This window comes from Pectobacterium carotovorum (genome assembly GCF_033898505.1).
Taxonomy (GTDB): Bacteria; Pseudomonadota; Gammaproteobacteria; order Enterobacterales; family Enterobacteriaceae; genus Pectobacterium; species Pectobacterium carotovorum_J.
In genome coordinates this window covers 71,410-92,331 of sequence record NZ_JAXAFK010000006.1, presented here as the reverse complement: position 1 = coordinate 92,331, position 20,922 = coordinate 71,410, and the positions used below count along the sequence as shown (strand labels likewise).

Below are 20,922 nucleotides of genomic sequence, written 5' to 3'. Positions count from 1 at the left end.
GCCTGGTGACGAGACGCGCCGATTACTGCATGGCGTTATACACATTCACTGCTTGCGCGACAACCTCGCTGTCAGCATCCAGACCAGAAATCTGTGCCAGCGTCGCCTGCGGCCCCTGTGCACGGAGCAACTCGGCCAGTTCCAGCGCCTGCGGATCCTGTTCGCTACGATAATGCATCGCGGCGGCAATACCGGTAATCAGGTTGTCATGCGGCAAATGGTACTCCAGCGTGCCCAGCAGCGGCTTGATCAGACGGTCGCCCGCGCTCAATTTACGCAGCGGCTGGCGGCCAACGCGCTCCACATCATCATGCAGATGGGGGTTTTCAAAGCGGCTGAGAATTTTATTGATATAGGCAGCATGCTTATCCGCATCAAAATCGTAGCGCTTGATAAGCACCGCACCGCTCTCTTCCATTGCGCCTTTGACTACGGCTCTGACTTGCGGGTCAAGAATCGCATCGCGAATCGTTTGATGCCGCGCCTGCTGGCCGAGGTAAGCCGTAATTGCATGGCCAGTGTTCAGCGTAAAGAGCTTACGCTCGACAAATGCCATCAGGTTGTCGGTCAGTTCCATACCGGGAATCGCTGGCGGCTCACCGCAGAACTGGGTTTTATCGACGATCCATTCGCTGAAGGTTTCTACCGTCACCGCCAGCACATCATCGCTACCGGCTTCAGAAGGGGGAACGATGCGATCCACGGCAGAATCGACAAATCCCACATGCTCGACAACCCATTCCTGATGGCCTTCCGGCAGCAGTTTCAACACATGCTGTTTTAACTGGCTGGTGCCGCGCACCATATTTTCACAGGCAATAATGTTCAATGGCCGGGTATTGCCGTCGTTATGGCGCTTAACCAGCCCCTGAGCGATAGCTCCGGCGATTTTTTCCAGAATCTGCGGCCCCACCGCGGTTGTCACCAGATCGGCCACGGCAATCAGCGCAACGGCATCCTGGCTGCCGCTGTGAACGGCGCTAACGTTGCTCACGGTATCAAGGCGTGTGTTATCGCCAACAATCCGCACCGTATAGCTTTTACGGCTGTTCAAAGCATCCAACAGCGGCTGATTGACGTCAGCAAATGTCAGTTCGACGTTGGCATCCGCCAACAATTTCCCAATAAATCCACGGCCAATATTACCCGCGCCAAAATGTAATGCTTTCATGAGACATAACCTTAAAAAAACATAAAAAGAGGCCGCCCGAAGGCGGCACTAGCCACATCAATTAGGCACTCTTTTTACCGGAGAGTAAGTCGAGTACTTCCTGAACATCCTGGGTGTGCGCCAAACGCTCAATGACGGCGTCATCATCCAGTGCATTGGTCAGGCTGGTGATAACCTGGATATGTTCGTTGTTACGGGCAGCAATACCGATAACCAGACGCGCAACCTCATCTTCTTCATCGCCAAAGCGTACCCCTTCAGGGTATTGGCAGAAGACAACGCCCGTTTTCAGCACGCGATCTTTCGCTTCAATCGTACCGTGCGGCACGGCGATCGACTCGCCCAGATAAGTAGAGGTCAACTTTTCGCGTTCCAGCATTGCTTCAACATACTCCGGCTCGACATAGCCGCCTTTCACCAGTTGCTCACCGGCGAAACGAATTGCCTGTTCTTTCTCTGTCGCATGCTGATTCAGGAACACATTGCCTGCACCCAGTTGGAACAGGTTCGTCTGCGCATCGGCAGTCGCAGGGGCAGGCGTCGCTACGGCTTCAGGCTTCGCGGCACCCTGCGCAGCCACCAGACGAGCAGCCAGATCGCTATACAGGCCGCTATCAAGGAAGTTGGTCAGCGAAATGTGCTGTGCCTGTGGCGCATGACGCATTGCGCGCTCGGTCAGATCACGGTGCGTAATCACCAGATCGACATCGTCCGGCAGACTGTTGATCGCGCTATTGGTCACCGAAATGTTGGTCAGCCCGGCATCCTGCACTTTCTTGCGCAGCACGCCAGCCCCCATCGCACTGGAGCCCATACCAGCGTCACAGGCTACGATGATTTTACGCACGGTGCTCATATCACCGCTGACACCAGCGCTCGTCGCCGTACCTTTCGCAGAAGCTTTCATTTCCTGTACGCGGCGCGTTGCGTCGCTCAGGTCTTCTTCTTTTTGCTTGGTACTTTTCAGCAGAATCGCCGACACGATAAAGGATACCGCGAAGGCTGCTGCAATGGCCGCAAGGTTAGCGAAGTAAGCGCCTTTTGGCGTCATCGCCAGCACCGCCAGAATTGAGCCTGGAGACGCAGGAGAGACCAAACCGCCGCCCAACACGCTCAGTGTAAACACGCCGGTCATCCCACCCAGAATCACCGCAATAATCAGACGCGGATTCATCAGCACATACGGGAAGTAGATTTCGTGAATCCCGCCCAGGAAGTGAATAATCGCCGCACCCGGAGCTGACTCTTTCGCGTTACCACGACCGAAGAACATATAAGCCATCAGCACGCCCATACCTGGGCCTGGGTTCGCTTCGATCAGGAAGAAAATAGATTTGCCCGTTTCCGTTGCCTGCTGAATGCCCAGCGGTGAGAAGATACCGTGGTTAATCGCATTGTTCAGGAACAGAATTTTCGCTGGTTCAACAAAGATGGACGTAAACGGCAGCAGGTTGTTCTGTACCATCAGGTTAACGCCGGAAGCCAACACCTGAGAGAAGACTTCAACCAGCGGACCAATTGCCAAAAACGACAGGATTGCCAACAACATACCGATGATACCGGCAGAGAAGTTGTTGACCAGCATTTCAAAGCCGCTCTTGATTTTACCATCGACCATGCGGTCAAAACGTTTGATCGCCCAGCCACCCAATGGGCCGACGATCATGGCGCCGAGGAACATCGGGATATCGGTCCCGACGATCACACCCATCGTCGTAATCGCACCCACCACGCCACCACGCTCACCGAATACCAGACGTCCGCCGGTATAACCAATCAGTAATGGCAGCAAATACGTGATCATCGGGCCGACGAGCTTCGCCAACGTTTCATTGGGAATCCAGCCGGTAGGAATAAACAGAGCGGTAATAATACCCCAGGCGATAAAGGCGCCAATATTGGGCATTACCATATTGCTGAGGAAGCGACCAAAGTTTTGCACTTTGATCTTAATATCTGGTGAAAGCATAAAAACACACCCCTATTGAAACGCGCTGACAATAAGAGCGCGTGGTAATTATCGTGAGACGGCGTGGCAATATGTGTTAGTTGCAGCGATGGTTAGCAACAACGACCGACAGCCTTATTTTTACCGAGATATCAGCAGTGACCAAAACCTCGGCTGTTATAGGCATATCGGTAATCAAAACACCGATTGCTTCCGTCAGTATTACTGTATGCAGCGCGGACTCTAACACGCTGTTTTCATACCGCAACTCCATGGCGGGAACGTGACAAAAATCACACAACCACCCTACATCAACGATACAAATAGGTGATTTACTTCACAAAAAACCGTTAAAAATGAAAAACTAAACCGATTCCCAGACAAATACGGCCCTTTATATGTGATTCACATCACATTTTAATGACCTGTATTTGTTTTATTTATGTGATGTTAATCACAATTTATTTTTACCCTCTCGCCTCCCCTAACCCTCTTATCCAGAATACCTATCCGTAATAGCGCATCGCGACAACATGAGAAAACGACGCGGTTAGGGAGAATTCACGCCACTTACCCCTCTGAGCGCATTCATTAAATTCTGCTGTTGCATGGGTAACGCCGCCACCATGCTGTTATATTGCGCCACCTGCTGCGGCGTACGGAATTGCACAGACGCGCCATTGAACATGGCCTGATCGCCCTGAGCCTGAAGGAAATCGCCGATCTGAGTCAGGCTCTGTGCGAAAGCAATCGCATTCGGAATGGCGGGCAACAGCGCGTTAGTTGGCTGTATTACCGTGCGTGCATACAGCCGCTCATAGGGTATCTGCACCTCTTCAGGCTGTTTTAGCGTCCGGTGGGCATTGTCCGCCTGCACTTTCGCCGCCTGCACATGCTGGCTCAGCAGGTTCATTGCCCCGATAGATTGCCGAAGGTCATCACGCTGTGTCAGATAGTCTTTAGGGACGCGAATACGGGAAATTTGCCCCAGCATCGGCGTCAAACTGCCGGATACAGCCTGATTAAACTGCTGAGAAAAGGTGGTTAAAATCGCATAATCGTTGGCAAAATTGCCAAAACTCTTCTTCTGTTCTTCCGTCAATGCTGGCAGCGTCCCATCCTGCTGCGACTGTGCGCTTTGCAGGAATGCAATGAATGCCTTCCGCTGCTCCGCCTCGCTGTCACCACAGGCAGCCAACTGCAATGCCGCCAGAATAACCAGAACTGGCAGCAGCAAGCGTGAACGGTACATCATCAGCCTTCTCATGCCCTACTCCTGTTATGCTTACTGCCCCGCCAGTCACGTCCTCTTCAAACAGAAACACGCTGACGATGGATTTTCCATGACAAGATTTTCTACGACATAAGCATAGTCGAATCAGGCTGGCTGTGCAGAAAAAGGCCTGCTCTGACAACGAATACCGATTGTTTAAGCATCGAGATACACGGGGCGACGACAGGGGCGAGGCGGGACGTTTTACAGCGCGGAAAAAATAACCCCCGAACAGGAGAACCTACTCGGGGGTTGAGACGACGGTAACGCTATCGCCGTTATTGCAGCACGGAAATATCAGCTACCTGCAAGAACAGCTCACGCAGTTGGCTCAGCAGCGTCAGGCGGTTCACACGCACCTGCTCATCTTCCGCCATGACCATCACCTGATCGAAGAATGCATCGACAGGTTCACGCAGTGAGGCCAGCTCAACCAGCGCTTCCTGATAGCGGCCTTCAGCGAACAGCGGCGTCAGCTTGTCGCGCAGCACGACAAGGTGCGTTGCCAGCGTAATTTCCGTTGCGTCTTTCAATACGGCAGCATTGACACTCTCGTTCAGCGTATCGGTGGATTTCGCCAGAATGTTGGAAACGCGCTTGTTAGCAGCGGCCAGCGCTGCTGCAGCATCCAGCGAACGGAAGTGGCTGACGGCTTTCACGCGGGCATCGAAATCTGCCGGACGAGTTGGACGACGCGCCAATACCGCCTGAATGGTATCCACGCTGTGGCCTTCTTCCTGATACCAGGCGCGGAAACGGCCGAGCATAAACTCAATCACGTCATCCACAACGTTGGCGTTAGTCAGCTTGGCGCCATACAAACGCACTGCTTCTTCGGCCAACGTCTGCAAATCCAGCGGCAGACGTTTTTCGACGATGATGCGCAGCACACCGAGGGCGGCACGACGCAGCGCAAACGGATCTTTGTCGCCTTTCGGGTGTTGGCCAATGCCAAAAATCCCTGCCAGCGTATCCATCTTGTCGGCAATTGCCAACGCACAGGCCACCGCAGAAGACGGCAGTTCATCGCCCGCAAAGCGCGGCTGATATTGCTCATTCAGCGCAACGGCAACATCTTCGGCTTCGCCATCATGGCGCGCATAGTGCATTCCCATCACGCCCTGCGTGTCGGTGAATTCAAACACCATGTTGGTCATCAGGTCACACTTGGACAGCAGACCCGCACGCGTCGCGTGATTCACATCAGCGCCAATCTGACCAGCCACCCAGCCAGCCAGTGCCTGAATGCGGTCGGTTTTGTCGCGCAGCGTACCCAACTGCTGCTGGAACAAAACGGTTTCCAGACGCGGCAGGTGATCTTCCAGACGCTTCTTACGGTCGGTATTGAAGAAGAATTCGGCGTCAGCCAGACGCGGGCGCACCACTTTTTCGTTACCGGAAATAATCTGCTGTGGATCTTTGGATTCGATATTGGCAACAAAGATGAAGTTCGGCAGCAGATTGCCGCTGTTGTCGTAAACCGGGAAATACTTCTGGTCACCTTTCATGGTGTAAACCAGCGCTTCGGACGGTACCGCGAGGAATTTTTCTTCAAATTTCGCGGTCAGTACCACTGGCCATTCCACCAGCGAAGTGACTTCTTCCAGCAGGCTGTCGCTCAGATCGGCGTTGCCGCCAATCTTGCGTGCGGCTTCTTCGGCATCGGCTTTGATTTTCGCTTTACGCGCATCGTAATCGGCGACGACTTTACCGCGCTCCAGCAGAATCTGCGGATACTGTTCGGCGTTATCGATCGTAAATTCCGCTTCACCCATAAAACGGTGACCGCGCAGGGTACGGGCAGAATTGATACCCAATACCTGACCGGGGATCAGTTCTTCACCCAGCAGCATGGTTACGGTGTGCACCGGACGCACAAACTGCGTTTCTTTGTCGCTCCAGCGCATCAGCTTTGGAATTGGCAGCTTCGACAATGCCGTGCTTACCATGCCAGCCAGCAGCGCCTGCGCCTGCTCGCCTTTCGCGTGGGCGCGATACAGCAGCCACTCACCTTTGTCGGTCGTCAGACGCTCAGCCTGCTCAACGGTGATGCCACAACCACGCGCCCAGCCTTCTGCCGCTTTGGTTGGTTTACCTTCAGCATCAAACGCTTGTGCAATCGCAGGCCCACGTTTTTCTACTTCACGATCGGGCTGAGAAGCGCTTAAGCGTGCCACTTTCAGCGCCAGACGGCGCGGCGCGGCAAACCAGCTCACCTCACCGTGTGCCAGATTGGCGGCATCCAGCTCCGCCGTGAAATTCGCGGCAAAAGATTCTGCCAGATTACGGAGAGCCTTCGGCGGCAGCTCTTCCGTGCCAATTTCCACCAGAAAAGTCTTGTCAGTCATCGCTGCCTCTTAGCTCTCTTTCTTATTACACATCGGGAAACCTAGCGCCTCACGAGAGGCATAGTAGGCTTCCGCAACCGCTTTGGTCAGGGTACGAATACGCAGAATGTAGCGCTGGCGCTCGGTCACCGAGATCGCTTTACGCGCATCCAGCAGGTTAAAGCTGTGCGCTGCTTTCAGAATGCGTTCGTAAGCCGGTAAAGGCAGCGGTTTTTCCAGCGCCAGCAGGTGCTGCGCTTCTTTCTCATATTGCTCGAAGCAGCTGAACAGGAAATCAACATCAGCGTGTTCAAAGTTGTAGGTCGACTGCTCGACTTCGTTTTGATGGAACACGTCGCCGTAGGTGGTTTTACCTAACGGGCCATCGCTCCAGACCAGATCGTAAACGCTATCAACGCCCTGAATGTACATCGCCAGACGTTCCAGGCCGTAGGTGATCTCACCCGTCACTGGTTTACATTCCAAACCGCCAACCTGCTGGAAGTAGGTAAACTGCGTGACTTCCATACCGTTCAGCCAGACTTCCCAGCCCAGACCCCAGGCACCCAGCGTCGGGTTTTCCCAGTTGTCTTCCACGAAGCGGATATCGTGAATGGTCGGATCCATGCCCAGCTCTTTCAGAGAACCGAGGTACAGCTCCTGAATGTTGTCCGGTGATGGCTTAATGACGACCTGAAACTGGTAATAGTGCTGTAAGCGGTTTGGGTTTTCGCCGTAGCGCCCATCGGTCGGACGGCGAGAAGGCTGCACATAGGCGGCAGCCATCGGCTCCGGTCCCAGTGCCCGCAGGCAGGTCATAGGGTGTGAAGTGCCTGCGCCGACTTCCATGTCCAATGGTTGAACAATGGTGCAGCCCTGGCGAGCCCAATAATCCTGTAATGTCAGGATCAGGCCCTGGAAGGTCTTGGTATCAAACTTTTGCATGTTGGATTCGCGCGCGATACAAGTGGATTTATAAGGAATGCGCCAGTATACCCTCTGACCGCAAGATATACAGCCAGAATGCGGTAACAAGTGCAAATCCCCGTCATCATCTTTCAAATTTCAGGATCAGCCTGAAAAAACGGTCTGTAGCATCTTCAGGCTCAGCAGCAACAGCAGCGCGGCAAAGGCCTTTTTCAGCGTTGCCACAGGCAGACGATGCGCCAGACGGGCACCGACAGGTGCGGTGAAAAAGCTGACGGCGGAAATCAGGAGCACGGCGGGCAGAGAAACATAGCCGACGCTGTAGTCAGGTAACCCGGTCGTCGACCAGCCGTTGATCAGGTAGCCCAGCGCGCCGGAAACGGCAATCGGTAGCCCAACCGCTGCGGATGTACCGATCGCCTGCTGAATACGAACGTTGCACCACGTCAGAAACGGCACCGTGAGCGACCCACCGCCAATCGCCACCAGCGCTGATATGCTACCAATCACCAACCCCGCCAGCGAAACGCCTGCCGTACCAGGCAACTGGCGCTGCGGTTTTGGCTTGATATTCAGCACCATTTGCAGCGAAACGTATGCCATAAAGCAGGAGAAAAAGATCGCCAACGCCCGCGTCGGCAACAGCGTCGCCAGCCAGGTGGCCGCGAATGTCCCGATCAGGATGGCAGGCGTAATCCTCATCACGACAGGCCACAGCACCGCCTGATGTTGATGATGGGTACGCAGGCTGGAAATCGCGGTGACGACGATGGCCGCCATTGACGTTCCCAACGCCAGATGCACCAGATGCGTATTCTCCACACCCTGTGCGGCAAACAGCGCCGTCAGCACTGGCACCATAATACCGCCGCCGCCAATGCCCAATAACCCCGCCATAAAACCTACCACCGCGCCTAATGCCAGATAGGCTGCAATCCACTCCACTGCCATTCCCTGTACCCCTGTCTATGCTTTTCTTATGATCGATTAAACCGCTTTGAACTAATAAACCAGCCCTGAGCTAATGAACAGCCTTGAGCGAATAAACAGCCCTGAGCTAATAAACAGCCTTGAGCGAATAAACAGCTCTGGGCTGCTGGCAAAACATTATTCATGATTCCACGACGACTTTCCGCCCCATCCGCCAGCGATCTTTCATATCTGCGAGCACGCCCGCAAAACACTGGTTGCCCATACAGCACTTTAAGTGCCATCATCACACCACATTGCGACAGACCGCCTTACAATCAACGGTATCACCCTAATCAGGAGAAAGGCATGCAACGCTGCGGCTGGGTTACACAAGACACCTTATATCAGGATTACCACGATAACGAGTGGGGAAAGCCCTGCACCGACAGCCAGAAGCTGTTTGAGTTACTGTGCCTGGAAGGCCAGCAGGCAGGTCTTTCCTGGATCACCGTCCTGAAAAAACGCGAACACTATCGCCGTTGCTTCCACCAGTTCAACCCTGAGCAAGTGGCACAGATGACGCAGGATGACGTGGATCGGCTAGTGCAGGACAGCAGCATTATCCGCCATCGCGGAAAAATCGAGGCAATTATCACCAATGCAAAAGCGTGGGTGGCAATGGAAAGCCAGGGGGAAAGCTTCTCGCACTTCATTTGGTCTTTCGTCGAGCACCAGCCGCGCCTCAATCACCCCGCGTCACTGGCAGAAGTCCCCGCCAAAACGGACATTTCGGATGCCATGTCCAAAGCCCTGAAGAAACGTGGCTTCAAATTTATTGGCTCAACTATCTGCTACGCCTTCATGCAGGCGGGTGGATTGGTCAACGACCATGTCACCGACTGTTTTTGTCATCAGGAAAGCGCGTCATGATACGCCCTTACCGCGACCGCGATCTCGCGCCGCTGATGCAGCTTTGGCTAAAGAGCACCATTCTGGCGCATCCGTTTATTCGTGAAGATTACTGGCGAGAAAGCGCCAGCGCGGTACGTGAGATCTATATTCCCCAGTCGCAAACCTGGGTTTATGAGGAGCAAGGAAGCCTTATCGGCTTTATCAGCGTGCTGGAGGCACGGTTCATCGGCGCGCTGTTTGTGGAACAGGCCTATTATGGAAAGCAGATTGGTACAGCGCTGATGCAGCACGTTCAGGCGCAGTTTCCCTTACTCAGTCTGGAAGTGTATCAGCAGAATACGCGCGCCTGCCGGTTCTACCATAAGCAGGGATTTGTCGTCGTTGAGGAAAACGTCAATCAGGATACGCAGGCCACGGCGCTGATTATGCAGTGGGCGAACGAGGGAGCAGCCAATGCCACTCCCCCCGGTTCAGTCGATCGCCGTTGAGTCATCGACTCAGCGGAATATCAGAACGTTGTCCAGTTATCGCTTCCGCTATCCCGCGATGCGAACGTCGGCAGACGAGCCTTCGGCTTATTGCCCGAGTTACCGTTACTGGTGCCCGATCCTTGCAGTCTTGGCAGACCGGCAACATCCGCATCAGATATGCGGAAAACCGACATCAGTTTTGCCAGCTTCGAGGCCTGTTCCTGCAACGAGTTCGCCGCGACGGAGGATTCGCTCACCATGGCGGCATTCTGCTGAATGGTTGTGTCCATTTCAGCGACAGCACTGCCGATTTGCGCAATCCCGCGGCTCTGCTCATCCGATGCCGAAGAGATTTCCCCCATGATGTCATTCACACGGCTCACTGAAGCCACAATGTCATCCATCGTCGTTCCCGCCTGAGAAACCAGATCCGTTCCGGCACCCACGCGAGAAACCGACTCTGAAATCAGGCTTTCGATCTCTTTTGCCGCCTGAGAACTGCGCTGGGCAAGACTGCGCACCTCACTGGCAACCACCGCAAATCCTCGCCCTTGTTCACCGGCACGCGCCGCTTCCACCGCCGCATTCAATGCCAAAATATTGGTCTGGAAAGCGATGCTATTAATAACGCTCGTAATATCAGAGATTTTCTTCGAACTCCCTGAAATATCACTCATGGTGTTAATTACGCGGTTGATAATCTCCCCACCGCGATTGGCATTGGTTGAGGCTTCTCCGGCAATCTGGCTGGCATGTCGGGCGTTATCGGCGTTGTTCTTCACGGTAGCCGTTAACTCTTCCATACTGGCTGCGGTTTCTACAATCGCCGCCGATTGCTGTTCGGTACGTGATGACAAATCATTATTGCCTACGGCAATGTCAGAAGAAGCACTTTCAACGCTGTACACGCTTTGACGAATATCAGTCATTAAATGACGTAATTTCTCCGTCATCACCATCATCGCCGTCGTTAATTGCCCCAGTTCATCATGCCGTTCTACCGTGACATTGGCGGACAGATCGCCGCCCGCAATGCGTTCCGCCAGCTTCAGGTTGGTAATAATGGGCCGGGTAATTTGTCGCGTGACAGACCAGGCGATCAATAACCCGAATACGATGGCTATCGCCCCTAAAACCAGCGTTTGCAGTACGGAGCTATTGATGATGTCATCATTCTTCGCGCCGAGCTTTTGCAGAATATTGCCGATATCACTCGTCATTTTGTCTCCGGTTGCCCGGAATTTAACATCTGTGGTCTTTAACTGCCCCAGTTGTACGTAATACTGCTCTGCCGTTTGATGATAATTTTCAAATGCTTGCCAAAACGAATCCACGACGCGACGACGATCGCCACTGACCGACGATGCCAACGCATCGTAGGATGCCTTCGATGCAGCATAGACCTGTTTCTGTGCATTAAACGCGGCTTCGCTGTTCTCTTTTTGTAAGATATAAGTGCTGTTGACCAGTTTCAGAAACAGCAGTGAGAACGCGTCTTTCTGCATCGCTAACGCATTTTCATCCGCGCCGACAGGAAGGTTGGTCATAAATGCCGTTAATGCATCAGAGGCGTTCATCTGGCCGATTTTTTTTGCCGTCGCGACGACCGCATTGGCGGCGGCTTTCAGGGTATTCAGATCGGTATCATAATCTTTAAAATCTTGATCAAGATTATTAAAATCAGAGAGATATCCCTCTTCCCACGTGAGTGCTTTCGCTTTTTCTTTTTGCTGATTTGCCTGACTAATATAGGTATTCAGATTCTTGATATTGTCATCCGCAAAGGTGAATGAATATTTTACTCTCGCCATTTTTGACTGATCGAGGTAATGATTCATTTCATTCAAAATGGTCGTTTTAACATACAGATCGTGAATGATAAAAAATCGTACAGCGCCAACACCAGACGCCATCATCACTAACAGCAGGACAATACCGAAACCGCCATACAGCTTATGAGACACCTTGAGGTTACTCATAATCCTGGTAAAAAAATGCATTTCCGCCCCCATTAACAAACCGTGTCTAAAACATGAATCTGTCTAAAAAAACACCATATCTAAAACATCCCCGTAAATAGGGTTATCGGTTTGTCGTGGCAATGCTTTACCCCAAAATGAGTGATAACAATCACAAAGGAAATATATTAATCAAGACATAAAAACTCACGCTAAGCGCCTGTATGCGATCGTTCATCCTATCCATCGTGCAAATCCCCCATTAATCTCGGTTAACCTTGGGCAGATGCGGGGGCGGTATCGCTTGCAGTCTCCCGCCAGCTACGCGATTATTCGATGAGCTATTTCTACGTTAACTTCCTTAATCTGCTGGAGTTTGTGATGAAACCTAGCGTTATCCTGTATAAAAAAATTGCTGACGACCTACGCGCTCGTTTAGACCAACACTTCACCGTCACTGAACTTGACGCCTTTCCTTCACTCGACCACCCGGCGCTGGCAACGGCCGAAGGCATCATTGGTTCCGGTGGTAAAGTCGATAAAGACTTCCTGCAACACGCCCCACGTTTACGTGCGGCGTCCACCATTTCTGTCGGTTACGATACCTTTAACGTCGATGCACTGAATGAAAAAGGGGTGATTCTCATGCATACCCCAACCGTGCTGACGGAAACCGTGGCGGATACGGTTCTGGCACTGATGCTCGCCAGCGCGCGTCGGGTCGTGGAAGTGGCTGAACGCGTTAAAGCAGGCGAATGGAAGGGTGGCGTTGACAGCGACTGGTTTGGCACTGACGTTCACCATAAGACCATTGGCATTCTGGGGATGGGTCGCATCGGTCTGGCCGTCGCACAACGCGCTCACTTTGGTTTTAGCATGCCGGTTCTGTACAACGCTCGCCGCCATCACGCCGAAGCAGAGCAGCGCTTTAATGCCCGTCACTGCGATCTCGATACGCTCCTGGCCGAGTCTGATTTCCTCTGTATTACGCTGCCGCTAACGGCGGAAACGCATCATCTGATTGGTCGTAAGCAGCTGGCAAAAATGAAACCCAGCGCCATTTTGATTAATATCGGTCGTGGTGCCGTCGTGGATGAAGACGCGCTGACGGAAGCCCTGGTGAAAGGAACAATTCAGGGCGCGGGTCTGGATGTGTTTGTCAAAGAGCCGCTCCCCGTCGATTCTCCGCTGCTGGATTTACCTAACGTCGTGGCGCTGCCGCATATCGGTTCTGCCACGCACGAAACCCGTTACGACATGGCTGCCTGTGCCGTTGACAACCTGATTGCCGCCCTGAGCGGTCAGGTAAAAGAAAACTGCGTGAATCCGCAGGTTTTGAAATAGTCCCCAGGCGATCTTAGCGCTGCGACGACGTGCTCGCAGCGCTGCTGCCCTCCCACTCAATAAACCCGCCATCACACGCGAAACGCAGCTATTTCACGCCAAAAACCGCGCTTTTCCCTACCTAAAAACTGGATAACCAATGCCGGTTTTGTTCTTTGCTGTTTCCTATCGCCTATGGAAGTATCGGCTGTAACGAACGGTTACCGTCCCCACCGTATTTCCCCATTTCAGGACGTAATCGATCCGCACATTCACCTGATAAAACAGAACGTTAATAAAAACCATTACCTGTAGGAACAACCATCGTGGCGACTTTTTTGCATCCTCATCAGAAACTCACTCTTTTTGCCTCGTTGCTCCTTCTGGGCGGTGCGCTGAGCGCACAGGCAGCGAACGACACACCGAAAATCGGCGGCACGCTGATTTATCTGGAACAGCAAGCACACACCAACCTCTATACGCCCGCAGGCGGGTTCTACCCGAACGGCGGTATTCTCAACCAGATTACCGACAAACTGACGTACCAGAACCCGGAAACGCTGGAGATCGAGCCGTGGGTTGCGGAATCCTGGACCGTCAACGCGGATAACACCGAATACACGTTCAAGATTCGTCCCGGCATCAGCTTCTCTGATGGCACGCCGCTGGATGCCAACGCGGTAGCGAAAAACTTCGATACCTATGGGTTAGGAAATACTGCGCTCAACCAGCCAATTTCAGAGGTCATCAATAACTATCTGCGCAGCGAAGTTATCGACCCGCTCACCGTGAAGTTTTACTTTAAGAAGCCCTCCCCAGGCTTTCTGCAAGGCACCTCAGCGATCGGTTCCGGTCTGGTATCTCTCAGCACGCTTGAGCGCAATTTCAATCAGTTAGGCAATGCCAAAAACATTATTGGTTCTGGCCCGTTCGTGGTCAGCAGCGAGAAACTGGGACGCGAACTGAAACTGACCGCCCGTAAGGATTACAACTGGGCACCGGTTAAATCGAAACATCAGGGACGTGCCTATCTGGACGGCATTACCTATCTGGTGACTCCGGAAGACAGCGTGCGTATTGGCGCGTTGGTATCCGGTCAGGCGGATTTCATTCGTCAGATTCAGGCCTACGATGAAAAGCGGGTGCAGAGTCAGGGCTTCAATCTTTATGCCCCGCCGACGCGCGGCGTCAATAACAGCGTGGTTTTCCGCCCGGATAACCCGCTGGTCGCCGATATCCGCGTGCGTAAAGCACTGCTCCACGCCACCAACACCAAAGAGATTATCAATACGCTGTTCTCTGACAACTACCCGCAGGCCACCTCCCCACTGGCTAAAACCGCCGCAGGCTATGTCGATCTCTCCAGCAAGCTCACGTTCGATCCTGCACAGGCTAACAAACTGTTAGATGAAGCAGGCTGGAAAACCGGTTCACAAGGATTGCGGCAAAAAGACGGCAAAACGCTGGAACTGACCGCTTATGAATCCCTGCCGCAGCCGCAAAACAAAGAAACTTTACAGCTGGTTTCCCAGCAGTGGGCAAAAGTCGGCGTGAAACTGAACGTGCTGGCGGGTGACGCAGGCAGCAAGACCGTTGATAGCCTCGATCCGCTGAAAACCGGCGTGGCGCCAGCGATGGTAGGCCGTGCCGACCCGGATGTGTTGAAAAGCCAGTATTACCCAACGGTACGTAACGTCCTGCTGCAAAAAGGTGGCTCCAGCGACAAGGTGAAGGACTTTGTTGACCCGCATCTGAATACGCTGCTGGATGGCATCGCCGCTGAAACCGACCGCAGCAAGCGACTGGCGCTGGTCGGGGAGGTACAGAACTACCTGATCGATCAGGCCTACGTCATTCCCATTTTTGAAGAGCCGCAGGTGTTTGCCGGCGCCCCCACCACAAAAGGCATCGCGTTTGAAGCCGTTGGTCGCCCCAGCTTCTACAACGTCTGGCTGGATAAGTAACACAGAAGAAAGAGAGAGGTGATCATCATGAACCGATATCTGGCACTGCGCATCGGTCAGGCACTGCTCGTCCTGTGGGCGGCATTTACCCTGTCTTTTATCCTGCTTCAGGCGATGCCGGGTGATGCTGTACTGATCAAGTTCCAAAACCCAGAGCTCGGTCTGAGTGCCGAGCAGATCGCGCAGTTGCGTTTGTCTTACGGTGCCGATACGCCGGTACTCACGCAATATTTTCATGCGATAGCCCAGATATTACGTGGCGATCTCGGCCTCTCTCTGCAGGCTGGCGTGCCCGTCACCGAGCTAATTGCCGCGAACCTGCCGCCCACGCTGCTGCTCGCGGTACTGGGTTTCATTGCCGCCAGTCTGCTGGCGTTTGCTCTCGCATTCTTATCGACGCTGACGCCGTTTCAGTGGCTGCGAAGCGCGCTGCAATCGTTGCCGTCGCTGTTTATTTCCGTCCCGACTTTTTGGCTCGGTATCGTACTGATTCAGATTTTCTCTTTCCGTCTGGGGCTGATTCCGGTGATTAACCCCGGCGAATGGGAAGGACTGATTTTACCAGTTCTCACGCTGGCGCTGCCGATCTCCGCCCCGCTGGCTCAGGTGTTGATGCGCAGCATCGATCAGGTGCAAACCCAGCCGTTTGTTGCCGTCGCCCGCGCCAAAGGAGCCAGCCGCAGCGGCGTACTGTGGCGACATATCGCCCGTAACGCGATGCTGCCCACGCTGACCATCGCCGGCCTGCTGTTGGGCGAACTGATTGCGGGAGCGCTGATTACCGAAACCGTGTTTGGCCGTAACGGACTCGGCCAGTTGACGCAGGAAGCCGTGAACTATCAGGACAGCAGCGTATTGCAGGCCATCGTACTGATTTCCGCTGCCGCCTTTGTTGTCGTCAATCTGGCCGTCGACCTGCTCTATCCCCTTCTCGATCCGCGCCTGAAAAAAACGCCAGGAGCCACGCTATGACTACCGTACAGCTGGAAAAAATCACCTTTCCTCTTCTGCGCAAGCGACCGCTTCTGCGTCGCTACGCCTTCCAACCGGGGCTGTTGCTGGCCTGGCTGGTGATGCTGACCGTCGCGCTCTGGGCGCTGTTCCCCGGCTGGTTTACCGGCTATAGCCCGACAGAGGGCATCGCGGGCGCACAGCGGCTGGCACCCGACGCCGACTACTGGCTTGGCACCGACCAGCTGGGACGTGACCTCTACGCGCGCATCGTTTATGGCGCGGTGCACTCACTTTCCGGTGCCGTTATCGCCGTCGGGCTGGGTCTGGTGCTCGGTAGCCTGTTTGGTCTCTTGGCGGGCGCGGTGGGCGGCTGGCTGGATAGCGTCGTGATGCGTAGCATTGATGTGTTGCTGGCTATTCCCGGCCTGCTGCTGGCGCTGAGCGTCATCATTCTGTTGGGCTTCGGCACCGTTAACGCCGCGATTGCCGTGGGCGTCACCTCCGTCGCCAGTTTCACCCGGCTGGTGCGTTCAGAAGTGTTGCGCGTGCGCCACAGCGACTACGTCGAAGCCGCCTATGGCAGCGGCGGTACCTTTTTCAGCGTGCTGTGGCGACATATTCTGCCGAACTCACTGACCACCGTTTTCGCCTTTGCCGCGCTGCAATTCGGCAGCGCGATTCTGGCCATCTCCACACTCAGTTTCCTCGGCTACGGCGCACCACCGCCCACGCCAGAATGGGGACTGCTGATCGCCGAAGGCCGCAACTACATTGCCACCGCGTGGTGGTTAACCACCTTCCCCGGTCTGGTTGTCGTACTCGTGGTGTTGTCCGCCAACCGTATCAGCCAATCTATCAGAAGGACGGAACGATGAGCCTGTCAGCCAGCTTACAAACCAGCGCGGCGGTGCCCGTACTCGCTCTGGAAAACGTCACGATTGCCTACCGCAGTGACGATCGCGAGCAGACCGTCGTGGAAGGCGTCTCTTTTCATATTCAGCCCGGTGAAGTCGTCGCACTGGTGGGGGAATCCGGTTCAGGGAAAACCACCACTGCGCAGGCCGTCATCGGTTTACTCGCCGAAAATGGTCGGTTAACACGCGGCGCCATTCGTCTCAACGGCGTGGATATCAGCGGCTGGTCGCAAAAGCGCTTGGACAGCGTGCGCGGTGCGCAGATCAGCCTGATCCCGCAGGATCCCACCAGTTCCCTGAACCCCGTGCAGACCATCGGCGAGCAGGTGGACGAGATTCTGCGCATTCATCAGCGGGAAGATCGCCAGACGACCCGCCAGAAAACGCTGGCGCTGCTGGAACGCGTGGGGTTAAACCAGCCGGAGCTGCGAGCGAAACAGTATCCGCACGAGCTGTCCGGCGGCATGAAACAGCGCGTCCTGATCGCGATTGCCATTGCGCTAAAGCCCGCGCTGATTATTGCCGATGAACCCACCAGCGCGCTGGATGTCACGGTACAGAAACGGATTCTCGACCTGCTTGATGAGCTACGGCGCGAAAATGGGACAGCGGTGCTATTCGTCACCCACGATCTGGGCGTAGCGGCCGAGCGTGCCGATCGGCTTCTGGTCTTTCAGAACGGTTACATTCAGGAGCAAGGGCCTACGCTTGAGGTACTCAGCGCGCCCTCAAGCCACTATGCCCGCACGCTGCTGGCGAACGTGCCGTCGCTTAACCCAACGCCGCGCCCACAACGCGCCAATGCCTCTGCCCCTAACATTATTGTCTCGGTTGAAAATCTGGTGCAGACCTTCCCCTTGTCAGGCCGTAAAGGGGAACATTTTCGGGCCGTGGATGACGTCTCTTTCAGCGTGGCACGCGGCACAACGCACGCCATTGTCGGCGAATCTGGCTCGGGTAAAACCACCACGGCACGCAGCCTGCTCGGGTTTCACCACCCCAGCGCCGGGCGCATTCTGATCGACGGCACCGATATCACTCACCTGAAAGGCGAAGCGCTACGGCAATTCCGGCAGAAAATTCAGCTGGTCTACCAGAATCCCTTTGGTTCACTCGATCCCTCACAGCGGTTATACGACATCGTCGAGGAACCGCTGCGCAATTTTAATCGCCATACTGCCGCGCAGCGGGAGCGAAAAATTCATGAGATGTTCGAGCGCGTCGCCCTGCCGGTTGCGCTGCTGTCACGCAAACCGCGTGAGCTGTCCGGCGGCCAGCGACAACGTGTTGCTATCGCTCGGGCGTTAGTGCTGGAACCGCAGGTTTTGGTGCTGGACGAGGCCGTCTCGGCGCTGGATGTCACCGTGCAGGCGCAGATTCTACGTTTGCTGGCTGAATTACAGGAATCACTTGGGCTGACATACCTGTTCATTTCGCACGACTTGGCGGTCGTGCGCCAGATCGCCGACACCGTTTCCGTGCTGTACCACGGCAAGCAGCTTGAATCCGGCCCGGTAGAGCAGATCTTCGCCCATCCCGAACATCGCTACACCCGTGAACTCATCGAGGCCATCCCTGGGCAGCAACACCCGGCTTTTGCCCGCCCGCATCACTCTGAAACCAAAGTGGCACTAAACCAAGGACAGTAGAATGACAACGAAACGTCTGGGATTTTTCACGCGGCTGCTGGATGACACCTCCGCCCAGCAGCGCTATCGGCTGGCAACGGAACAAATCGTCAAAGCCGAACAGCTAGGATTCGACAGCGCCTGGGTCGCGCAGCACCACTTTCACGCTGATGAAGGCGGGCTGCCTTCACCACTGGTGTTTCTGGCGCTGGTCGCCGCACGCACCCAACGTATCCAGCTCGGCACTGGCGTGATTACGCTGCCGATGGAAGAGCCGCTGCGCGTAGCGGAAGACACCGCCGTGCTCGATTTACTCAGCAACGGTCGGCTGGAAGTCGGCGTCGGTTCTGGCGGTACACCGTCATCATTCGCCGCATTTGGTCACGACAGCGCGCAGCGCGGACAGATCCTCGGGCGCTATCTGGAGAAACTGCGCGCCGCCTGGCGGGGGGAAGCCTTGAGCGAAGACGGCAATCAGCTCTACCCTGCCGCGCCGCATTTGGATAAGCGCGTCTGGCAGGCCACGTTTTCCATCGAAGGTGCCGAGCGTGCTGGTAAAGCAGGCGATGGCCTGATGCTTTCCCGTACCCAGCCGCGCCCGGAACATTTCCCGGACGCCACGCTCGCCGATCTGCAAAACCCAATGATCGACGCCTATTTGGCCGCGCTGCCCGCTGGTGTCGCACCGCGCATCCTCAGCTCACGTAGCGTTTTCGTGGCTGACGATCGCCAGTTGGCACTGAGTCTGGCAGAAAAAGGGCTTACTCGTTCCGCCGCCCGTTCCGGCACGTTCCGTGCGATCTCTCACGACTCGATAGAAGCGCTGATCGCTTCCTTTGATAGCCATGTCGGCACCGCGCAGGATGTCATCGCGTCACTTCGGGCAGACAGTTCGCTGGAGCGTGCGACCGATGTGACATTCCAGGTGCACTCCATCGATCCGCCGCATGCGCTAATTCTGCGCTCGCTTGAACTGATTGCCACTCAGGTGGCTCCCGCGTTGGGCTGGAGACCCGCCGTCAAACAGAAAAGCCCGATCGGGCAGGAGATTGCATGACGCACGCTAACACGTTACACACTCAGGACATCCTGGATACGCTGGCCGAAATTAGCCCGGACTCCGCCCTCGCGGCAGCCAGAAAAACCCGTGATGCGGCGACACGCCACACTCAGGGCAGCTACGAGGCGCTGTTTAACGCCAACGCTGCAGACGACGCGACGCTGCCGCTATCGCTACGCTTCTGGTTCGCGACCAAGATCAGCGGCTGGCAGCAGGATGAGCAATTGCAGCATTTTTATGCCGAGCGGCTGTCGGACTTCCCGGAACCCGCGTTGACACCCGCGCTACAGCTGGCGCTGGATCATGCCGAACGCCTGACGAAAACCCCCGTACACGCCTCAGCGTCCCATATCAGCACGCTGGAGCAAGCGGGCTGGTCGGTAGATGATATCGTGACGCTGTCGCAGCTCATCGCGTTTGTGAATTTTCAAAGCCGGTTGCTGCGCGGCTATCGCCTGATTGCTGGTCATCGCGTCGGCCAGCCCCATTCACAGGCCGCTGTTGCAGGCCAATGGCATACCCAACCGCAGACGCACAGTGGCAAATCTGCACCGCAGGCGTTTACTCAGGCAGAGTTGGGCTGGGAACCGTGGATCGCCCCCAAACCGCTGGCCGAATTTAATGCGGATGAGCAGGCGATTCTGGCGCGCTTCGGGCACACCGATTCCGACTATTTCCGTCTGCTAGGCCGCAATCTCCCGGTACTGGAACAGCGCACGCTGACGGATAAAGGGATTTTCTATACCGCTGGCGGCCTGCCGCGCAAGGAGCGCGAACTGATCGCCGCTGTCACTAGCAAGGTCAACGGCTGCATCTACTGCGCCTCGGTACACGCGCGTAAAGCCAGCCAGCTCTACAAACAGGACAGCGATGTGCAGCGACTGCTGGATGTCGTTCCCGGCGGTGATTTGGGCATCGGTCAAAGCCCACGCTGGCAGGCGATTATCGATTTCTCGGCCCGCCTTTCCGCCACGCCCGCGCAGGTCAACGCGAACGACCTGAAGCAACTGCAAGAGCAGGGATTAGACACGCTGGAGATCGTCGATGTGGTGCAGTCCGCCGCCTTTTTCTCATGGGCCAACCGACTGATGCTGACGCTAGGCGAACCCTTCTGGCCGGAGCATTAATCAGCCTGGTGCGATAACCAGTCAGGCGACACGGTAGTGTGTCGCCTATCGCTG

General features: G+C 55.2%; 16 protein-coding genes. 9 read left to right on the top strand and 7 right to left on the bottom strand.

Annotated features, from left to right (window positions below; all coding sequences use genetic code 11):
• Positions 1-22 precede the first annotated feature (22 nt).
• From R9X49_RS20090 to R9X49_RS20065, 6 genes are all read right to left on the bottom strand, one after another.
• Positions 23-1,171, bottom strand: a complete 1,149-nt coding sequence (locus R9X49_RS20090; RefSeq protein ID WP_319850057.1) for a mannitol-1-phosphate 5-dehydrogenase — start codon at positions 1,169-1,171, stop codon at positions 23-25.
• 61 nt (positions 1,172-1,232) lie between these two features.
• Positions 1,233-3,140: a PTS mannitol transporter subunit IICBA gene (locus tag R9X49_RS20085; RefSeq protein WP_319850056.1), complete on the bottom strand. Its 1,908-nt coding sequence runs from the start codon at positions 3,138-3,140 to the stop codon at positions 1,233-1,235.
• A 529-nt stretch (positions 3,141-3,669) separates the two neighbouring features.
• Positions 3,670-4,386 carry a DUF3053 domain-containing protein gene (locus R9X49_RS20080; RefSeq protein WP_319850055.1) on the bottom strand — a complete coding sequence of 239 codons (717 nt, stop codon included), beginning with the start codon at positions 4,384-4,386 and terminating at the stop codon, positions 3,670-3,672.
• A 284-nt stretch (positions 4,387-4,670) separates the two neighbouring features.
• Complete coding sequence (gene glyS, locus R9X49_RS20075; protein WP_319850054.1) at positions 4,671-6,740, bottom strand: glycine--tRNA ligase subunit beta; 2,070 nt, start codon at positions 6,738-6,740, stop codon at positions 4,671-4,673.
• Positions 6,741-6,749: 9 nt separating this feature from the next.
• Positions 6,750-7,664, bottom strand: a complete 915-nt coding sequence (gene glyQ, locus R9X49_RS20070) for a glycine--tRNA ligase subunit alpha (protein WP_010286428.1) — start codon at positions 7,662-7,664, stop codon at positions 6,750-6,752.
• A 126-nt stretch (positions 7,665-7,790) separates the two neighbouring features.
• Positions 7,791-8,597 (bottom strand): sulfite exporter TauE/SafE family protein, encoded by an 807-nt coding sequence (locus R9X49_RS20065; RefSeq protein WP_319850052.1) that lies wholly within the window; start codon positions 8,595-8,597, stop codon positions 7,791-7,793.
• A 327-nt stretch (positions 8,598-8,924) separates the two neighbouring features.
• On the opposite strand from R9X49_RS20065, the gene R9X49_RS20060 reads away from it, so the two are divergent.
• Together R9X49_RS20060 and R9X49_RS20055 are read left to right on the top strand one after the other, a co-directional pair.
• Positions 8,925-9,488 (top strand): DNA-3-methyladenine glycosylase I, encoded by a 564-nt coding sequence (locus R9X49_RS20060; protein ID WP_319850051.1) that lies wholly within the window; start codon positions 8,925-8,927, stop codon positions 9,486-9,488.
• Positions 9,485-9,958, top strand: a complete 474-nt coding sequence (locus R9X49_RS20055) for an N-acetyltransferase (RefSeq protein WP_319850050.1) — start codon at positions 9,485-9,487, stop codon at positions 9,956-9,958. Before R9X49_RS20060 ends, R9X49_RS20055 begins: the two co-directional genes overlap by 4 nt.
• A gap of 20 nt (positions 9,959-9,978) precedes the next feature.
• Here R9X49_RS20055 and R9X49_RS20050 read toward each other — a convergent pair whose 3' ends face one another.
• On the bottom strand, positions 9,979-11,940 hold the full coding sequence (locus tag R9X49_RS20050; protein WP_319850049.1) for a methyl-accepting chemotaxis protein: 1,962 nt from the start codon (positions 11,938-11,940) through the stop codon (positions 9,979-9,981).
• A gap of 339 nt (positions 11,941-12,279) precedes the next feature.
• Between R9X49_RS20050 and ghrB the strand changes: the two genes are divergently transcribed.
• The 7 genes from ghrB to R9X49_RS20015 all read left to right on the top strand — a co-directional run bounded on the left by ghrB (position 12,280) and on the right by R9X49_RS20015 (position 20,868).
• Positions 12,280-13,242, top strand: coding sequence for a glyoxylate/hydroxypyruvate reductase GhrB (ghrB, locus tag R9X49_RS20045; protein ID WP_319850195.1), 963 nt, complete (start codon positions 12,280-12,282; stop codon positions 13,240-13,242).
• Positions 13,243-13,547: 305 nt separating this feature from the next.
• Positions 13,548-15,185, top strand: coding sequence for a TIGR04028 family ABC transporter substrate-binding protein (locus R9X49_RS20040; protein ID WP_319850048.1), 1,638 nt, complete (start codon positions 13,548-13,550; stop codon positions 15,183-15,185).
• Positions 15,186-15,212: 27 nt separating this feature from the next.
• The gene (locus R9X49_RS20035; protein WP_319850047.1) at positions 15,213-16,157 is read left to right on the top strand and encodes an ABC transporter permease; all 945 of its coding nucleotides are present in this window, start codon (positions 15,213-15,215) and stop codon (positions 16,155-16,157) included.
• The gene (locus R9X49_RS20030; RefSeq protein WP_181830108.1) at positions 16,154-17,014 is read left to right on the top strand and encodes an ABC transporter permease; all 861 of its coding nucleotides are present in this window, start codon (positions 16,154-16,156) and stop codon (positions 17,012-17,014) included. The genes R9X49_RS20035 and R9X49_RS20030 overlap by 4 nt, the downstream gene beginning before the upstream one ends.
• Positions 17,011-18,702: an ABC transporter ATP-binding protein gene (locus R9X49_RS20025; protein WP_319850046.1), complete on the top strand. Its 1,692-nt coding sequence runs from the start codon at positions 17,011-17,013 to the stop codon at positions 18,700-18,702. Before R9X49_RS20030 ends, R9X49_RS20025 begins: the two co-directional genes overlap by 4 nt.
• Position 18,703: 1 nt before the next feature.
• Positions 18,704-19,738: a putative FMN-dependent luciferase-like monooxygenase gene (locus R9X49_RS20020; RefSeq protein ID WP_319850045.1), complete on the top strand. Its 1,035-nt coding sequence runs from the start codon at positions 18,704-18,706 to the stop codon at positions 19,736-19,738.
• The gene (locus R9X49_RS20015; RefSeq protein ID WP_319850044.1) at positions 19,735-20,868 is read left to right on the top strand and encodes an alkylhydroperoxidase domain protein; all 1,134 of its coding nucleotides are present in this window, start codon (positions 19,735-19,737) and stop codon (positions 20,866-20,868) included. The genes R9X49_RS20020 and R9X49_RS20015 overlap by 4 nt, the downstream gene beginning before the upstream one ends.
• The last annotated feature ends 54 nt before the right edge of the window (positions 20,869-20,922 follow it).

Bases quoted from the DNA above. Each gene is read 5' to 3' on its own strand.
- R9X49_RS20090 (WP_319850057.1), bottom strand. From the start codon at position 1,171: ATGAAAGCATTACATTTTGGCGCGGGTAATATTGGCCGTGGATTTATT.
- R9X49_RS20085 (WP_319850056.1), bottom strand. From the start codon at position 3,140: ATGCTTTCACCAGATATTAAGATCAAAGTGCAAAACTTTGGTCGCTTC.
- R9X49_RS20080 (WP_319850055.1), bottom strand. From the start codon at position 4,386: ATGAGAAGGCTGATGATGTACCGTTCACGCTTGCTGCTGCCAGTTCTG.
- glyS (WP_319850054.1), bottom strand. From the start codon at position 6,740: ATGACTGACAAGACTTTTCTGGTGGAAATTGGCACGGAAGAGCTGCCG.
- glyQ (WP_010286428.1), bottom strand. From the start codon at position 7,664: ATGCAAAAGTTTGATACCAAGACCTTCCAGGGCCTGATCCTGACATTA.
- R9X49_RS20065 (WP_319850052.1), bottom strand. From the start codon at position 8,597: ATGGCAGTGGAGTGGATTGCAGCCTATCTGGCATTAGGCGCGGTGGTA.
- R9X49_RS20060 (WP_319850051.1), top strand. From the start codon at position 8,925: ATGCAACGCTGCGGCTGGGTTACACAAGACACCTTATATCAGGATTAC.
- R9X49_RS20055 (WP_319850050.1), top strand. From the start codon at position 9,485: ATGATACGCCCTTACCGCGACCGCGATCTCGCGCCGCTGATGCAGCTT.
- R9X49_RS20050 (WP_319850049.1), bottom strand. From the start codon at position 11,940: ATGCATTTTTTTACCAGGATTATGAGTAACCTCAAGGTGTCTCATAAG.
- ghrB (WP_319850195.1), top strand. From the start codon at position 12,280: ATGAAACCTAGCGTTATCCTGTATAAAAAAATTGCTGACGACCTACGC.
- R9X49_RS20035 (WP_319850047.1), top strand. From the start codon at position 15,213: ATGAACCGATATCTGGCACTGCGCATCGGTCAGGCACTGCTCGTCCTG.
- R9X49_RS20030 (WP_181830108.1), top strand. From the start codon at position 16,154: ATGACTACCGTACAGCTGGAAAAAATCACCTTTCCTCTTCTGCGCAAG.
- R9X49_RS20025 (WP_319850046.1), top strand. From the start codon at position 17,011: ATGAGCCTGTCAGCCAGCTTACAAACCAGCGCGGCGGTGCCCGTACTC.
- R9X49_RS20020 (WP_319850045.1), top strand. From the start codon at position 18,704: ATGACAACGAAACGTCTGGGATTTTTCACGCGGCTGCTGGATGACACC.
- R9X49_RS20015 (WP_319850044.1), top strand. From the start codon at position 19,735: ATGACGCACGCTAACACGTTACACACTCAGGACATCCTGGATACGCTG.